This is a genomic window from Marinomonas transparens, from assembly GCF_016463975.1.
In the GTDB taxonomy this organism is placed as follows: Bacteria; Pseudomonadota; Gammaproteobacteria; order Pseudomonadales; family Marinomonadaceae; genus Marinomonas; species Marinomonas transparens.
The window spans coordinates 26,342-42,067 of record NZ_JAEMNX010000025.1; the positions used below are offsets into that span (position 1 = coordinate 26,342).

Genomic DNA, 15,726 nt, shown 5'->3' on the forward strand with positions numbered 1-15,726 from the left:
CTTAGTTACTCACCTTTAGGGGTGATAACTTGACGTCCACGATAAAAACCATCCGCAGAAACATGGTGACGACGGTGAAGTTCACCAGTAGTCTGCTCTACAGAAAGTGTTGCGCTAGTCAAAGCGTCATGTGAACGGCGCTGGCCGCGACGTGAACGAGTCACTTTACTTTTTTGTACTGCCATTTTTGGAGCTCCTAACTTTTACTTGGCCTTTAATTGGGCCAATATACTAAATGGATTCGGTTTTTCGTCATCCGGTGCGTCATCGGTAGACGAGGCATACTTTACAGCTGTTGGGTTGCAACCACTTTCTTCGTGATAAGCGACAATGGGTAAGGCAAGTATAATTTCTTGCTCCACCATATCTGCTAAGATTACTTCACCATCGGTCATGACAACAGGGTCATAATCTTTCGGTAGTTTTTTGGCATGATCTTCGTCATAAACAAAGCCCAATGCCAAATCTAACGCCAGATCATAGGGAACCGCTCCCATGCAGCGTTGACAAACAACTTGCACTTGAGCGCTTAATGATCCGGAAGCAATGTAGCGCTTATCCTCATCAACTCTAAAGTCTAGATGAATAAAAGCATTACCCTCATCAGAGGCTAAAATAGCACACAGTTCCTTAAACTGGTTAAGGGGTATGTACCCTTCAAATGCCGACTCGTGGTTGGCATATTTGCGAGGGTCAAAATATTTAGGTAATGAGTCATTCAACATGGCGGCAAATAATATGGCTAAGGGCCTGTATTGTCAAAGTCTAAGTGCATTATGAGGCATTTTTTTCACCGTTTTTCGCCATAACTGACAAAAAAAAGTAGAATCCGCGTTTATTACACTAAAACAGTCCACTATTTATAAAAAAGGCATAGCAAAAGTGATGCAAAAAGCCCCACAAAAACAGCTTGTTTTGGCTTCCTCTTCCCCTTACCGAAAGTCATTACTTGAACGCCTACAAATCCCTTTTGAGTGCCATTCACCTGATATTGACGAGTCACCATTCGACGGCGAATCAGCAGAAAACCTCGTCAAGCGCCTAACAATCAGTAAGGCTCAGGCAGTACAAGCGGACAAGTTAACGATAAACGACATTAACAAGCTCATTATTGCTTCTGATCAAGTTGCCGTTCTAAATCAACAAATTCTTGGTAAACCACTTAATAATCAAAACGCTATTCAGCAACTAAAAAATTTTAGTGGTAATAAGGTAAGTTTCTTAACTGGCTTATGCGTTCTCAATCAACAAACGCTCAATTTCCAATATGAACTAAATCAATATCATGTTTATTTTAGAAAGCTAACAATAAGAGAAATTGAAAACTATATTCGTATAGAGCAACCACTAGACTGTGCTGGTAGCTTTAAATGTGAAGGGTTAGGTATTAGCCTGTTTGAAAAAATGGAAGGAGAAGATCCGAATAGTCTCATTGGCCTCCCCCTTATTTCTCTATGCCGCTTACTGAGGCAACACCAAATCAATCCCCTAGGCTAATTCTCTAGGGGAGAATCATAAACAAAAGCAATGCGATCAAAGCCCAGAGACTCACGCCCTAAATCCGCTAAATTAATAAAGCGCACCTTACTGCTTAAACGATCACCAAGACCAGCCTCAACATTTGATATCATCCGATCCCCCCGCTCTATTGCGCTCAACAAACCGTTTTTTTGACTCGTTACAAAAGCAACCACCTTCTGATCAGGCAATAAATCACTTAAAAAGCGACGAATCCTAGGAAGGTCTGAGGCATCCATTTGAGCAACAATACCAAACTCTGAATCTTGCGCCTCCGTTGCCTTTACTTCATCTAAGCGCACCATGACATCACCCGCACCACGACGGTTAATGTACATGATCTGATAGGCACCTTGACGATCCTTAACAACCAATAGAGATTGATTTTGATCTGCACCATACAATAAATAATCTTTGAAAAAATTATTAGCCCAAGCATTACTGCTGCCACAACTTCGGCTTTCACACTCAAATAAAATAGACTGCCCATCAGCGACTAAAAGTGCTTTGTAATGAGCATAAACATCAGCTAAAAGCGCATTGCGATCTATTTTATAAAGCGAGCTAGAATATTCTCCTTTCACCCTAATTACTGACTCAGGCTCCCAACCACGACCAGCACGACTAATCTTACTTAATGGCACCTCAATTAACTGATCGACTTTAGAGTTACTTTTGACTAACTGAGCACCACGATAGGGCTCGCTTTCTGACAAATCAGCGTAAGAGAGACTACTCAGTAAAATAGATAAAAACAAAGCGCCACGAAACTTAACCATGCAATCTACCTCTCACCATTAGATAGGTGGATTAATTCATTAATTTTGATCAATAAAATATTGAACTTCAGCCGCAACAGCGGACACAGTATCTGGCTCAAGATGAAAATGATGATTTCCTTCTAGCCACTTCAATTTTAACCACGAAAATTGAGCTGCACGACTAGACACTATGTCATCACCCTCGGTATAGATACCCTCTTTAGCCATCAAGACTAAGCTCGGACACTTAATACCCTGCAAAAAAGCTTCGACGCTGGCCTCATCCATACGATACGGAGATGGAAAGCTTAACTTACCATCGTGACGCCATGTCCAGTCGCCCTCAGACGTTTGCTTGCTGCCACGCTCCACTAATAGCTTTGCTGCACTTTTAGATAAAGAAGTGAACCCATTCATTCTAGCCAACACCATATCGTCTTGAGTTTGATATTTTGTATTGTGATCAGGGCGGTGTTTTACCATTTTTTGCACCGCACGCTGCAAGGTCACCACTCGATCTGCAGGAGAGCTCACCACAGGCCCCATGCTGTCCAATACAATCAGACCTCGTACTTTGTCCGGCACAATAGCCGCTACCAACATAGCAACCGAACCGCCCATACTATGGCCAATCAACCAACAGGGCTGACTGGATTGATTCAATATGGACACCACATCCAAAACATAATCCCAGAGGTGGTAAAAGCTACCAATAGGACGATGCTTCGATAAACCATGGCCAGCATGATCAACAGCAATATGAGTATAATCCATCAAATAAGGTGACAAATTAGAAAAACTGGCGGCATTATCTAACCAGCCATGTAAAGACAGCACTTTTAGCTCTGATGTTTTTTGAGGTAACCACTGCAGTCCTGCAATTTCAGTATGTGCAAGCCTATAAACTATGTCATTTCCCATATTTTTAACTTACTTTATCCTCAACAACATTTGCATTAAGAAGGAGAAACAGACCAGCGATACTGACAGCAAGCCGTAGCAAACAATTCTCCTTGCACAGCGGCAAGGGTTGCCGTGGTCATTGCAAAGTTCGCAGGCAAGGGCTCATCAACTAACAAATCAACAAATTGATGGGCAAAAGGCTGATGAGTCACAATCAAAATGGATTGATAAGGCTGCGAGTTCAGCCACAAGGCCACCTCCTCTCCTTTACCACTCGGGGTAATCAAAGGACAGGTTTCTGCTTTAATTAAGCTTCCTAAGGCCTCTAGGAAGCATTGAGCCGTTTGCTGCGCCCTTAAATAAGGACTAACAAAAACCGCATCAAACATTTCACCCTTTGCCTGAAAAACCTGAGCTGTAGACTTTACTTCGTCAAAACCAAAATCAGTTAAAGCCCGTAGCTCATCTTTGTTATAACCATAAGATTCGGCTTCGCCATGGCGCAGAACATAAAGGTGTTTAGTCTTGCTCATCCGACTTTACCTGAGGCCATGGCTGAAATGGAAACGGCTTCTCTTCTGTTTCAAAAGACATAAACTGAAAAATTTGCAGAATAAAGCTCGTAACACGGCTCAACCAAGACAATAAAACGATCGGCTCATATTTTGAACCAAGCTTCACCAAGCTCACTAAAATCAAAAGAATACCGAAAACGGTAACGGCCACATTCAGCACAACCCAATACACCAACATGAAAACTAATCTGAACCAAAAACTCTGATCTGTATAACCCGGTTTAGCCATGTTTATTCTCCTCTTTTGTCGCAAATTCGACATCCCATTTTTGCCCACCAGTCATCATTGAACCAATCAATGACTCTAGCTTGGCTTTCTCAAATAATAGTTTAGACAAGCCTTCCGCCAAAGGCATATAAAGACCATGCTTTTCCGCCTCGGTAACGACCATCCTCAAGGTATTTACCCCTTCCGCCACTTCACCTATCTCTTCAATCGCTTGCTCTAGCGTCTTACCTGAACCAATCAAAAAACCCACACGATAATTACGGCTCAATGGTGAGGTACAAGTAGCAATCAAATCTCCCACTCCAGCCAAGCCCAAAAAGGTCATTGGATTAGCACCAAAATGAACGGCAAAACGACTCATTTCAGCTAGGCTACGAGTAATGATCATCGACATGGTGTTTTCACCCACCTTCATCGCTTTAGCAAGGCCGCAAACAATGGCATAAATATTTTTTAACGCGCCCGCCAATTCGACCCCCGTACTATCGGTATTTTCATAAATCCGAAAAGTCGGCGACTTGAGTAGCTCAATTACACGCAATCGAACCTCTTCATCAGGACTCGCAATAACCGATCCAGTAATTTGACCAACAGCAATTTCTTTTGCCAAGTTTGGCCCACTTAATACACCTATTTTTTGCGTAGCAGGGTTTCGACGCAAAATATCACTCATAAGTTCAAAACGATTTGGATTAAATCCCTTAGTCGTGCTAATTAAAATCTTATCCTCTGTCAGCAAGGGTTCAATACGCTGCACAACTTGTTCAAAAGACTTCGACGGAATCGAAACAAAAACGGTATCACTCTCACGAATGGCTTGCTCTAAATTACTGGTTGCTAATAACTCCTGATGCAGAGGTGCATTAGGTAGGTAGCGACTATTTAGGCCCGTGAGATTAATTTCCTCGACTTGTTGCTCGTTACGCATCCACTGGCTAACCTGATGATCGTTGTTCGCCATTATGTTCGCCAAGACGGTACCAAAACTGCCGCCACCCAATACACAAACCGAATGTTTCATTATGAGTATTTCTCTTAAAAACCAATTTATTAAAAGTATTTAATTATACTAAGACGAGCAACTAACTTCTAAAGATTGAGCCCAATCTGGGGCTCTTTGCGCCAGCACATCAGACGACTCATGCTCATCAAATGGATGACTCAATACGTTTAGCAGTCGGCGAAATGGCAAATAATCGCCTTGCTCCGCCGCTTGAGTCACTTCATAAGCTAAGTAATTTCGTAGAATGAATTTTGGGTTAGTTTGCAACATTAAATCACTGGTATCAGCCCAAGCAACAACGACCTTACTACGCGCCGCCTGATATAACGCCAGCCATTCAGACATGCGCGCCCTATCAATAACCTCATCTAAAACACACGAAAAATCATTCTCTCCTATTCGGCTAAGTAAGCGAAAAAAGAGGGTATAGTCCATTTTTTCAGCTAGCAGTATAGTAAATAATTTCGGTAACAAAACATGCAAATCGTTTACATCACCAAGCCCCATTTTAGCTAGCATGAGTTCATCGTAATGCGTCTGTAGCTCTGGCTCATAGGTCTGCAAAATAGCAACCAGTTGATCGCGCGTTAGATGATTTGAAAAGCATCGCATCAAACAATTTAAATTCCATAAGCCAATTCCGGGCTGGCGAGAAAAAGCATAGCGCCCTTCATGATCTGAGTGGTTGCATATCCAATCCGGCTGATAGTCTTCCATAAAGCCATAGGGACCATAATCAATGGTCTCGCCAGTAAAGGAAAAATTATCAGTATTCATCACTCCATGCTGGAATCCAACGGCCTGCCATTTAGCTATCATGCGAGCCGTTCGTTTTACCACCTCTATTAACATGCTTTCTAGCGGCGATTCGGCTTCCAAGCAAGCAGGATAATAATATTCAAGACAATACTGAATAAGCGCATCTAGCTCTTCCTGTTTACCTTGATAGAAAAAGTATTCAAAGTGACCAAAGCGAATATGCCCTTGCGCCGTACGCAATAGCATGGCCCCAGGTTCAGGCGTTTCCCGATAAACCGCTTCACGGCTATCATAAAGTGCTAAGGCACGGGAAGAAGGAATTGATAAAGCCTGCATAGCTTCACTGGCAAGGTATTCACGAATACAGGAGCGTAATACCGCACGACCATCTGCACGACGGGAATATGGCGTTGGTCCTGCTCCTTTCATATGTAAATCATATAAAAGGCCATCTTGGCCACGCAACTCACCCAATAGAACACCACGGCCATCTCCCAATTGCGGAGAAAAACCGCCAAATTGATGGCCAGCATACACCATGCTCAAGCTATTTAGGACAGCTTGCTCGCCGCTCAAGATGGATTTCGTTGTAGGGGATTTTATATCAATAGAAAGGAAGGCTGCGACAGATTGATTAAACTCAACCAAGCGCTGCTCTAGAAGTGGCTTGATGAGCGTTTTAGAGAAAAATGCCTCACCTAAACCTGTAAAGTTGTGTTCTAAATTCATCGTCACTCGCTTTAAAGAAACTGCCGAAAAGAACTTTTAACAGCAGTCTCTTAACATAGGTTATGCAGATGTATTCACCATGTATTCACAACGGATGCTTTCACCAACCACTTTTTCAATTTCAGGAATCATAAAAGCATCATCTTCACTGGCAAAGCTAACGGATCTACCCGTTTCACCACCACGACCTGTTCGACCAATACGGTGCACATAATCTTCCGGATCTTCTGGCAAGGCATAGTTTACAACCAGCTCAACATTATCTACGTGGATACCACGGCCAGCCACATCTGTCGCCACTAGCACCTGAATAATGCCGTCTTTAAAGTTCTTTAAGGTTTTAACGCGCTTATCTTGGGCAACTTCACCCGATAAAATAGCGCAGTTAATGTTCGCCTTACGAAGACGCTCATATAAATCACGCGTTTCATCTCGGCGATTGGCAAAAATAATCGTACGCTGACCACCATTTTCTTCAATAAGCTGCTTCAACACAGGCCATTTTTGATCCGCTTCTACGGTATAGATAACTTGATCGATATTTTGATTAGTTGCTTCTTTTGGCACAACCGAGACTTCTTTAGGAAAGTAAGTCCATTGACGAGCAAGCACCTGAACATCTTTCGGGAAAGTAGCGCTAAACAACATGGTTTGACGTGTTTCTTTTTGTGGCGTCATACGAATGATACTTTTCACATCCGGGATGAACCCCATGGACAGCATGCGATCCGCTTCATCCAATACCAAACACTCAACCTTATTTAGTTGAACTTTCTTACTACGGGCAAAATCTAATAAGCGTCCCGGCGTTGCCACCAAGATATCAACATTTTCAGTTTGCAGTGCGATTTTTTGCTTTTCGTAACTTAAGCCACCAACCAGAGTAACAACGTTCAAATGACAATTTGACGTTAACTTAACAGCGTCATCAGCAATTTGTAGGGCCAATTCACGGGTTGGAGCGATAATCAATCCACGAGCGACATTATTAGCGCGTTTTTCTTCCAAAGGATAATCAAGAAAGTCACTGATCATGGCGATTAAGAAAGCCGCTGTTTTACCTGTCCCAGTTTGTGCTTGACCTATAATGTCATAGCCCAATAGGGTCATAGGCAAAGTTTCTGCCTGAATCTCACTGCAATATTCAAACCCCATTTCCGATATTGACTTTAAAACGCGGTTAGGCAAATTCAAATCATGAAAGCGAAGCTTCCCATCGACTTCGGCAACCGAAAAGTCTTCAATAGACCAACCAGCATTAGCATTTTTCGCACTAGACACAGCATCATTATTTTCACTGGCAAGATCGGAGGTATTTTCTTCGCTATTGCGAGGTTGTTTACTCGGACGGCGGGCGCGTTTGGGCTTTGACGTACTTTCTGATGGTGATACTTGACTTTGGTTTTCCATATTGGAATTTTACGCTTCTTTTATGTTGTGAAATTTAGATAACTTGGCGTGAAGTGTACCTAATCGCTGAGGTTTTATCACCCCTTGCTTATCTTTCATAGCGATACGGCGGCAAACTGCTGATAAGTTGCGATCCATAACGTTTGGTCTTCAGACGTATATCTAAAATATGTATCTCACCAGAGTCAGTTTCACTCCTAAGTAATCGCCCCGTTGCTTGAACTAAACGCAACGATGCATCTGGAATCGTAATCTCCATAAAAGGGTTACCCCCTCTTTTTTGAATCCATTCCGCCAGTGTTGCCTCAACAGGGTCATCGGGAACCGCAAAAGGAATCTTAGCGATATAGACACAGGTCAGATAGTCTCCCGGTAAATCCACCCCTTCAGCAAAACTGGCAAGCCCTAACAGCAAACTGCCTTTACCATCATCAATGCGCGATTTATGGGAGTCCAAGATGACACGCTTTGACTGTTCACCTTGCACCAATAAAATTTCTTGCAAGCCAGGAGACAAAGACTGCGCGACTTCTTCCATCTGTCGGCGAGACGAGAACAGCACCAAACTGCCTTTATCCGCATTTACCTTTTCATTAAGGTATTTAATAATTTCAGCCGTATGCAAGTCCGCCTTGTTAGGCTCATTATCCATATTAGGAACAATCAAACGACCCTTGCCCTGAAAATCGAACGGACTCAATACTCGTAAATATTCGCTTTCATTGGGCACACCAGAACGCATATTAAAACGATGAAATTGATTCAACGCCGTTAAGGTGGCAGAGGTTACCACAGCCCCAAAACACTTGTCCCACAACTGCTGCCTCAGGGTATTTGCCGCTAAAATTGGCGATCCTCCCAGCTCTATATCCTGCTCCATACCTTGACCCGAAAGCACTAACCAACGGGCATTGGGCGGATAATTTTGATCATCCGACGCGGAATACAAACGCCATAGGGAAATACATTGCTCTAAGCGTCCAAGAATCACGCCTAGAATAGGCTGCCAAGTTTCTGCCGTTTCAGGTGTAATCCCCATACCTTCGTTTTGCTTGGTTTTTTTACACTCGTCCTGAATACTTTCAATATTATTAAATAGCTTTTGATAGGAGGTTTGTAGACTGTAAGCCAGTTGACGTAACTCATCAGGAACCACACCAAACTCAAACCTATGCTGATTGTTATCCTGATCAAGACCCAAACCTTGAATGTAAGGCGCCAAGCCTTGCTGAGCGTATTGAACAAAGTTCACAATACTTTGTATCTGCTGCGGAATTTTAAGCAGTAGCTGCCCCGTCAAGCTGACATCATCAGTCAACTCTTGCTTTAGATTGACTAGGTTTTTCTCTAACTGTCGCAGCCAAGTTATGCCTTGCTGCAAACGCACTTCATGACGAAAGTGGCCAATGGCTTTATCAGGAAGATGATGTCCTTCATCAAAAATGTAGATGGTTTCTTTCGGTGCCGTCAAAATCACACCGCCACCAAGAGATAAGTCAGCCAATACTAAATCGTGGTTGGCAACAATGACATCCGCTGTTTCTATCTCTGCCCGGGCTTTAAAAAATGGGCAAGCAGAATAATTAGCACAATTACGGTTGGTACATTGCTGATGGTCAGTGGTGAGGCGCCGCCAATCTTGGTCACGGATAATCCCCGCCCAATTGTCCTTATCCCCGTCCCACTCGTTTTTACCTAATGCAGCATCCATTTCCTGATAAAGCGCAGTATTAACATCATCAGATTGCAAATGCTGTTCAAACAAGCCTGCAAACATATCGTCAATAGCTTGCTCTTCAGATCCCAGAAAGCCCTCTAGATTATTCAAGCAAAGATAACGACCTCGTCCCTTAGCCAAAGTGTATTTAAAGCTTAAGTCTGTATGTTCTAGAAGGTTAGGTAGCTCTTTATGAAGAATCTGCTCCTGCAAGGCGACCGTCGCGGTAGAAATGATCAACTTAAGATCACGGGCCTTAGCAATTGGAATGGCGGCCAAACAATAGGATAAAGTCTTCCCTGTCCCTGTCCCAGCCTCGACCACAGCAACATGCTTCTCATCCAAGCGATTACCTTCGCTATCCTGTTTGATATTACCCAGAGTACGGGCGATTGCACCTATCATTTGGCGCTGCCCAACCCTAGGTTTATGCTGCTTAGCCTCCAAAGAAGAACGGTAAGCGAGATGTATTTGTTTTTTTAGTTCGTCTGAAAGCATTTAATTTATTGAGAATAGTTGATAATGCTGTATATAATAACAGTTACTGTATAAACAACCAGACGATCCTATGATTAAATTAACTCAAAGACAATCTGACGTACTAGAAACCATTCGCGAATTTATTGATGAAACTGGGTTTCCTCCGACACGTGCAGAAATCGCTAATCGCTTAGGTTTTAAGTCCCCTAATGCGGCGGAAGAGCATTTAAAGGCCTTAGCAAAAAAAGGCGCGATTGAAATGCTCCCCGGTGCTTCACGAGGTATCCGCTTAGTTGAGGAATCCTCCAATGACGAAGAGGATAACCTTGGCTTACCTGTCATAGGTAGGGTTGCCGCTGGTTTTCCTGTCTTAGCACAGGAGAATGTCGCCTCCCATGTGAACATTCCAGCATCCATGTTTTCCCCTAAAGCAGATTATTTCCTTTCCGTGTCTGGCACCAGCATGAAGGACATTGGCATTATGGAAGGCGACTTACTTGCCGTACATAAAACCAATACCGTTCGTAACGGCCAAATTGTCGTTGCTCGAATTGGCGATGAAGTCACCGTTAAACGCTTTGAACAAAAAGGCCGTATTGTTCGCCTAATGCCAGAAAACGAAGAGTTCGACGATATTATCGTTGACCTTGAAAGCGAAGAGTTTGCTATTGAAGGCTTATCGGTTGGCGTCATCCGCCAAAACCTATAAACCCTCCTTAGCTAAATCCAAAAAAAGCGAAGCCTACAGCTTCGCTTTTTTATTAACTTATTCACTCTTGCTAATGCAATATTTTCGGTCGAAGATCGGCGTCCTCAGGGTATTCAAACTCCTCTCCAAAAACAGATTCGTCCGAATACACAAAATCGATACCAGCATGGAACATGCATTTGGCCAATTCAAAGTATCGTTCTTTTAAATAGGACTTGGTATCGTCTGAAATTTTCAAGGTGGCCAAGGGCACGGATTCCTCACCCTCTTCACTGGCCGGTCTAAGCACTATATCACCGTTATCCAGCTCAACAATTTCTAGGTAAGACTCTTTCATATTCAATACTCTGATGACTCTTCTCTAAAACGCAATACAAGTTCAACCAATTTAGCCAAATACAAATCGACAGAAGCGCCAGAATCACCACCACGGCCAATAAGATTATCATTAACAATATGTGCTGCCGAGCGACATTCTAACTGCACAAGATAAGCTTGCTGTAACTGGGAACACCAGGAGTCGGGGCGAGACAATAAGTCAGACAACTCACTTAATACAGGAATGACAATCTGCTTAGCGCTTGCTTCAGCGAGCAACTCTGTAATCTCAAAAGACGATGACAAGGAGTAAGAAGAACGCACTTCTTGCAACAAGCCATTAAGAGCACTCCTTAATTGAAAAATCGCAGAACTTTCTAGCCCTGCACTCAGCCATTTTTCTTCACTTGCTTGACTCTGCTGAAGAAGGCGTCGTGCAGTATCTAGCTTCTGATTAGTCGCGCTGGCTAAACTGACACCGCTCATTTCTTTTTCTTACCTTCCTCGATCACCCATTTAGAACCAACGAAGAAGGCTTTCCAGCCTGTTGGTTTGCCCTCTTCTTCCGTCATAACATATTGCTCTTTGGTCTTACGACTATAACGAATGATAGTAGGACGGCCTTCAGAATCTTTTACTGGCGCTTTGGCAAAAAAGTGATATTTAGGGTCTATTTGATCCATATAAGGTAGTAATTCTTTTACCAGCGGCGCACGAGTCTCACGTTTACGAGGAAACTGACTCGCCGCTAAAAACAAACCTGTCGCACCGTCACGAAGTACATAATGGTCTTCTACCTTCAGGCATGCCAAATCTGGCATGGGCACAGGGTCCATCTTAGGTGGCGCAGCTTCACCGCTCTTCAACAATTTACGGGTATTTTTACACTCTTCATTGGTACAACCGAAATATTTACCAAAACGACCCGTTTTAAGCTGCATGTCAGCACTGCATTTATCACACTCAAGCAAAGGACCATCATAGCCTTTAATTTTGAATGTCCCTTGCTCCACTTCATAGCCAGAACAAGAAGGGTTATTACCACAAACATGCAATTTACGGTGCTCATCCATCAAGTAACTATCCATGGCTGAACCACAAATTTGACAGCGATGTTTATTGATAAGTGCTTTTGATTCACCCTCATCATCATCCACGGCAACCGCTTCATCACCACGTACAAGGTTAATGGTCGCTTTACAACGCTCTTTAGGTGGTAAGGCGTAACCAGAACAAGACATGAACACGCCGGTACTCGCGGTACGTATTTGCATAGGGCGAGAACAAGTAGGACACTCAATATCTGTCGGGGTCGGCGCATTCAACATCATGCCGCCTTCTGGGCTTTCTGCCTTCGCCAACACACCACTAAAGTCTCGATAAAAAGCGTTCAGCGCCTCTATCCAGTTCTCTTTACCCTCAGCGATTTCGTCCAACTGTTCTTCCATTTTCGCAGTAAAACTGAAGTTCATTAATGAATGAAAACTATCTACCAAACGCTCGGTAACAATATCACCCATTTTTTCGGCATAGAAACGACGATTTTCTACGCGCACATAACCACGATCTTGAATCGTAGAAATAATCGCAGCATAAGTGGAAGGACGACCTATGCCACGCTTTTCAAGTTCTTTTACTAGGCTAGCTTCACCAAAACGTGCCACAGGTTTAGTGAAATGCTGCTCTGGTAACAGCTCACCAAGGGTTAAATACTCACCCTTAGCAATATCAGGCAAAGTATTATCTTCCCCTTTCTTGACCACGGTTTGCATGGCACGGGTGTAACCATCAAAACGCAATATACGACCCTTAGCTTTAAACTCATACTCACCACTGGTCACCGTCACCGTGGTTGAGGTGTATTGAGCAGGCGTCATTTGACACGCCATAAACTGACTACGAATTAAGTCATATAGACGATGGGCGTCTTTTTCCATGCCCAATAAATCATCCACACGCACCGTCACATCAGAAGGGCGAATCGCCTCATGGGCCTCTTGAGCCCCCTCTTTACTGCTGTAACGAATCGCTTCATCAGGTAAATAAGCATCACCAAAATTAGAGGCAATATACCCTCTTAGCGCTTCAACTGCCTCTGCACTCAAGTTAGTGGAGTCAGTACGCATATAAGTAATGTAACCACCTTCATACAGCCGCTGAGCCAGCATCATGGTCTTTTTAACCCCGTAGCCCAGACGCGTACTAGCCGCCTGTTGTAGGGTTGAAGTGATAAATGGTGCAGAAGGTTTACTACTGGTCGGTTTATCTTCTCGATTGCTGACGAGATATTTTGCACTGTCTAAACGCGCAACATGTTCATCAGATTGTTGCTTATTTATCGGACGATATTCTTTGCCTTGATATTTGACTGCTTCAAATTTAATGGTTTCTTTTGAAGGCGTAGCAAGCAACGCATCCAGCTCCCAAAACTCATCGGGAACAAAAGCGCGTATTTCTTTTTCACGCTCAACAATCAAACGGACGGCAACCGATTGCACTCGACCAGCCGATAAACCACGAGCCACTTTTGCCCACAGCAAAGGCGACACCATGAAGCCCACCACGCGGTCTAAGAAACGACGCGCTTGCTGGGCATTAACTCGGTTAAGATCCAGTTCAGAAGGTGTCTCAAACGCCGCCTTGATGGCTTTTTTGGTGATTTCGTTAAACACGACACGTTTATAGCGGCTGTCATCACCACCAATGGCTTCTCTTAGATGCCACGCAATTGCTTCCCCCTCGCGGTCCAAATCGGTCGCGAGATAGATGGTGTCAGCATTTTTTGCTAAACGTCTTAATTCTTCAACAACCTTCTCTTTGCCCGGTAGAATTTCATACCGTGCCTGCCAGTTATTTTCTGGATCAACCCCCATTCTGGAGATCAATTGCTGACGAGATTTGCGACTTTTATGTTCGATCTTTTCTTCTGGACTCATTTTACGTGTTAAAGCCGCTTGCTTTGCACGCTCTTGAGGTGTTGATGTCGCTGTTGTGCCAGAAGGCAAGTCACGAATGTGTCCTACACTCGATTTCACAACAAAGTCATTGCCTAGGTATTTATTGATGGTTTTCGCCTTAGCAGGCGATTCCACGATAACTAGTGATTTTCCCATTGAACTGTGTAAGCCTTTTATGAAGTACGTCTGCAAATCCACGTTGCACGTAGTTTAGTCTTTCGGTGGCTGATATTAAGCAAACACCTTTTATATAACAAGCGATCCCTGTATTGTTTCACATATTAAATCTTGCTGAGCTTGGTATTTCTTATTTAACATACTGAATTCATTACCGAAGGACAATCATGGCCACCCTGCAAATTTTAACGATTACACTTCTAAGTATCATTGTCATAATATCCGTAATTGTAGGCTCTCGTGCACACCAAAAAGAAAAAGAAATCACGGCACGCCGTTTTAAACAGCTACAACTTTCCAATCGAGCTGACCGTGTTGAGCAACATATTCGCGGCATTAGTAACATAAATACCGACACGATAGCTACTGATGTGCTTTATGATTTTTACTTAGACACGCTCCGTGAGCTTCTACAATATACTGACGACTCAGAAAAACTTGATATACGCATAGCCCAAGCCGAAGATGCACGCAACGCTGACCCCATTGAGTTCAACCCAGAACCAGAAGCCCTAAGCTTTCAGGAAAAAGCCCTCTATAAAGAGCGCCTCACCAAGCTTGCTAAAATGTTACTGTTTTTACGCAGAAAAGGCAGAATTAGTAATACCCATTATCAAGCATGTTACGACTATATGCGCTGGCTGAATCTATGGGTTCAATTAAACCGTCAAATTGTCCAAGCCAACAAGAACTTTGAAAGTGGAGATCATAAGGTAGCACAAACACTTTACAGCATTGTTTTATCTCACCTTAAAAGTGACTCTATTGAACGCCCTGAGAAAAAACAACTTCAGACCTTTGTTACAGAGAGAATTAGAGACATTCTTTCTCCCACCATAGCGGCCATGCAAAACAGTGAAAACCCAGAAGAGGCCCTTAGCCAGTTAATTCAAAACTTAGAAACTGCACCAGACCCCTCTGTATTAGATGCTTTAAACGATGAAGCCGATAAAACTTAGGTCGTAATAGAAAAATCTACTGCAGATAAAGACACCAAAAGCGTTTTCAGCTGTTCTAGCTGTGTCTCATCACCAGCCTCGTTCCAATAAAAGGTAACAGCCTCTGGTGCTATTTTGATCGCTACCAACAAAGCCCCACAATTTTTTAGAATGGCTCCAGACTCTTCATCTAAAGTGAATGCCTTACTCGCCCACCACCCCTCCAACAAAGAGTGATATTTCCATACCTCGTAGGGTAATAACCACACTTTTTCCGGAAATGTTGCTATTGCTTTAGGGCGATAAAGCGAATATCCGCAAACTTTATGCGTATTCAATGACTTATCCCACTTGTCAGGAAGGTCAATTGAGGTAAGCTGAACAACAAGATTCAGTTTACGCGCCTGCATCCGCAATGCCATACGGCGGCGCTCATTTTTAGAAGGCAAAATCCATAACGCAGAGCCCATGAGGGACAATGTAATAAAAATAACAATGAAAGTGATCATTTATAATATCTCGTCGAATTTTGAACTAAAATAA

General features: G+C 43.2%; 17 protein-coding genes. 3 read left to right on the top strand and 14 right to left on the bottom strand.

Annotated features, from left to right (window positions below; genetic code table 11):
• Positions 1–5 precede the first annotated feature (5 nt).
• Both rpmF and I8J31_RS17430 read right to left on the bottom strand, forming a co-directional pair.
• Complete coding sequence (gene rpmF / locus I8J31_RS17425; protein ID WP_013661159.1) at positions 6–185, bottom strand: 50S ribosomal protein L32; 180 nt, start codon at positions 183–185, stop codon at positions 6–8.
• 18 nt (positions 186–203) lie between these two features.
• Positions 204–725, bottom strand: a complete 522-nt coding sequence (locus I8J31_RS17430; RefSeq protein ID WP_199469869.1) for a YceD family protein — start codon at positions 723–725, stop codon at positions 204–206.
• Between the two features lie 160 nt (positions 726–885).
• Here I8J31_RS17430 and I8J31_RS17435 point away from each other — a divergent pair, with 160 nt between their 5' ends.
• Positions 886–1,497 carry a Maf family protein gene (locus I8J31_RS17435; protein ID WP_199469907.1) on the top strand — a complete coding sequence of 204 codons (612 nt, stop codon included), beginning with the start codon at positions 886–888 and terminating at the stop codon, positions 1,495–1,497.
• Here the strand turns inward: I8J31_RS17435 and I8J31_RS17440 are convergent.
• The 8 genes from I8J31_RS17440 to dinG form a co-directional block, all read right to left on the bottom strand.
• Positions 1,494–2,297, bottom strand: coding sequence for a DUF4892 domain-containing protein (locus I8J31_RS17440; protein ID WP_199469870.1), 804 nt, complete (start codon positions 2,295–2,297; stop codon positions 1,494–1,496). The two genes, I8J31_RS17435 and I8J31_RS17440, sit on opposite strands and share 4 nt — an antisense overlap.
• Positions 2,298–2,336: 39 nt before the next feature.
• Positions 2,337–3,200: an alpha/beta fold hydrolase gene (locus I8J31_RS17445; RefSeq protein ID WP_199469871.1), complete on the bottom strand. Its 864-nt coding sequence runs from the start codon at positions 3,198–3,200 to the stop codon at positions 2,337–2,339.
• Between the two features lie 35 nt (positions 3,201–3,235).
• Positions 3,236–3,715, bottom strand: a complete 480-nt coding sequence (gene sixA / locus I8J31_RS17450; protein WP_199469872.1) for a phosphohistidine phosphatase SixA — start codon at positions 3,713–3,715, stop codon at positions 3,236–3,238.
• Positions 3,702–3,986 carry a DUF4389 domain-containing protein gene (locus tag I8J31_RS17455; protein WP_199469873.1) on the bottom strand — a complete coding sequence of 95 codons (285 nt, stop codon included), beginning with the start codon at positions 3,984–3,986 and terminating at the stop codon, positions 3,702–3,704. The genes sixA and I8J31_RS17455 overlap by 14 nt, the downstream gene beginning before the upstream one ends.
• Positions 3,979–5,007, bottom strand: a complete 1,029-nt coding sequence (locus tag I8J31_RS17460) for an NAD(P)H-dependent glycerol-3-phosphate dehydrogenase (protein ID WP_199469874.1) — start codon at positions 5,005–5,007, stop codon at positions 3,979–3,981. The genes I8J31_RS17455 and I8J31_RS17460 overlap by 8 nt, the downstream gene beginning before the upstream one ends.
• Before the next feature lie 48 nt (positions 5,008–5,055).
• Positions 5,056–6,477: a protein adenylyltransferase SelO gene (locus tag I8J31_RS17465; RefSeq protein ID WP_199469875.1), complete on the bottom strand. Its 1,422-nt coding sequence runs from the start codon at positions 6,475–6,477 to the stop codon at positions 5,056–5,058.
• 60 nt (positions 6,478–6,537) lie between these two features.
• Positions 6,538–7,887, bottom strand: coding sequence for a DEAD/DEAH box helicase (locus I8J31_RS17470; RefSeq protein WP_199469876.1), 1,350 nt, complete (start codon positions 7,885–7,887; stop codon positions 6,538–6,540).
• 88 nt (positions 7,888–7,975) lie between these two features.
• Complete coding sequence (gene dinG, locus I8J31_RS17475) at positions 7,976–10,102, bottom strand: ATP-dependent DNA helicase DinG (protein WP_199469877.1); 2,127 nt, start codon at positions 10,100–10,102, stop codon at positions 7,976–7,978.
• A 70-nt stretch (positions 10,103–10,172) separates the two neighbouring features.
• Between dinG and lexA the strand changes: the two genes are divergently transcribed.
• Positions 10,173–10,793, top strand: a complete 621-nt coding sequence (gene lexA / locus I8J31_RS17480) for a transcriptional repressor LexA (protein WP_199469878.1) — start codon at positions 10,173–10,175, stop codon at positions 10,791–10,793.
• A gap of 70 nt (positions 10,794–10,863) precedes the next feature.
• Here lexA and I8J31_RS17485 read toward each other — a convergent pair whose 3' ends face one another.
• The 3 genes from I8J31_RS17485 to topA are packed head-to-tail and all read right to left on the bottom strand — an operon-like array spanning position 10,864 to position 14,224.
• Positions 10,864–11,130 (bottom strand): hypothetical protein, encoded by a 267-nt coding sequence (locus tag I8J31_RS17485; protein ID WP_199469879.1) that lies wholly within the window; start codon positions 11,128–11,130, stop codon positions 10,864–10,866.
• Positions 11,131–11,132: 2 nt separating this feature from the next.
• A complete protein-coding gene (locus tag I8J31_RS17490) occupies positions 11,133–11,597 on the bottom strand; it encodes a DUF6586 family protein (protein ID WP_199469880.1) in 465 nt (154 codons plus the stop codon).
• Complete coding sequence (topA, locus tag I8J31_RS17495) at positions 11,594–14,224, bottom strand: type I DNA topoisomerase (RefSeq protein WP_199469881.1); 2,631 nt, start codon at positions 14,222–14,224, stop codon at positions 11,594–11,596. The genes I8J31_RS17490 and topA overlap by 4 nt, the downstream gene beginning before the upstream one ends.
• Before the next feature lie 188 nt (positions 14,225–14,412).
• On the opposite strand from topA, the gene I8J31_RS17500 reads away from it, so the two are divergent.
• The gene (locus tag I8J31_RS17500) at positions 14,413–15,204 is read left to right on the top strand and encodes a DNA topoisomerase I (protein ID WP_199469882.1); all 792 of its coding nucleotides are present in this window, start codon (positions 14,413–14,415) and stop codon (positions 15,202–15,204) included.
• Here I8J31_RS17500 and I8J31_RS17505 read toward each other — a convergent pair.
• Complete coding sequence (locus I8J31_RS17505; protein WP_199469883.1) at positions 15,201–15,692, bottom strand: hypothetical protein; 492 nt, start codon at positions 15,690–15,692, stop codon at positions 15,201–15,203. The two genes, I8J31_RS17500 and I8J31_RS17505, sit on opposite strands and share 4 nt — an antisense overlap.
• Positions 15,693–15,726: the final 34 nt, after the last annotated feature.

Excerpts from the sequence above, each read along its gene's own strand:
- rpmF (WP_013661159.1), bottom strand. The coding sequence starts at position 185 with ATGGCAGTACAAAAAAGTAAAGTGACTCGTTCACGTCGCGGCCAGCGC.
- I8J31_RS17430 (WP_199469869.1), bottom strand. The coding sequence starts at position 725 with ATGTTGAATGACTCATTACCTAAATATTTTGACCCTCGCAAATATGCC.
- I8J31_RS17435 (WP_199469907.1), top strand. The coding sequence starts at position 886 with ATGCAAAAAGCCCCACAAAAACAGCTTGTTTTGGCTTCCTCTTCCCCT.
- I8J31_RS17440 (WP_199469870.1), bottom strand. The coding sequence starts at position 2,297 with ATGGTTAAGTTTCGTGGCGCTTTGTTTTTATCTATTTTACTGAGTAGT.
- I8J31_RS17445 (WP_199469871.1), bottom strand. The coding sequence starts at position 3,200 with ATGGGAAATGACATAGTTTATAGGCTTGCACATACTGAAATTGCAGGA.
- sixA (WP_199469872.1), bottom strand. The coding sequence starts at position 3,715 with ATGAGCAAGACTAAACACCTTTATGTTCTGCGCCATGGCGAAGCCGAA.
- I8J31_RS17455 (WP_199469873.1), bottom strand. The coding sequence starts at position 3,986 with ATGGCTAAACCGGGTTATACAGATCAGAGTTTTTGGTTCAGATTAGTT.
- I8J31_RS17460 (WP_199469874.1), bottom strand. The coding sequence starts at position 5,007 with ATGAAACATTCGGTTTGTGTATTGGGTGGCGGCAGTTTTGGTACCGTC.
- I8J31_RS17465 (WP_199469875.1), bottom strand. The coding sequence starts at position 6,477 with ATGAATTTAGAACACAACTTTACAGGTTTAGGTGAGGCATTTTTCTCT.
- I8J31_RS17470 (WP_199469876.1), bottom strand. The coding sequence starts at position 7,887 with ATGGAAAACCAAAGTCAAGTATCACCATCAGAAAGTACGTCAAAGCCC.
- dinG (WP_199469877.1), bottom strand. The coding sequence starts at position 10,102 with ATGCTTTCAGACGAACTAAAAAAACAAATACATCTCGCTTACCGTTCT.
- lexA (WP_199469878.1), top strand. The coding sequence starts at position 10,173 with ATGATTAAATTAACTCAAAGACAATCTGACGTACTAGAAACCATTCGC.
- I8J31_RS17485 (WP_199469879.1), bottom strand. The coding sequence starts at position 11,130 with ATGAAAGAGTCTTACCTAGAAATTGTTGAGCTGGATAACGGTGATATA.
- I8J31_RS17490 (WP_199469880.1), bottom strand. The coding sequence starts at position 11,597 with ATGAGCGGTGTCAGTTTAGCCAGCGCGACTAATCAGAAGCTAGATACT.
- topA (WP_199469881.1), bottom strand. The coding sequence starts at position 14,224 with ATGGGAAAATCACTAGTTATCGTGGAATCGCCTGCTAAGGCGAAAACC.
- I8J31_RS17500 (WP_199469882.1), top strand. The coding sequence starts at position 14,413 with ATGGCCACCCTGCAAATTTTAACGATTACACTTCTAAGTATCATTGTC.
- I8J31_RS17505 (WP_199469883.1), bottom strand. The coding sequence starts at position 15,692 with ATGATCACTTTCATTGTTATTTTTATTACATTGTCCCTCATGGGCTCT.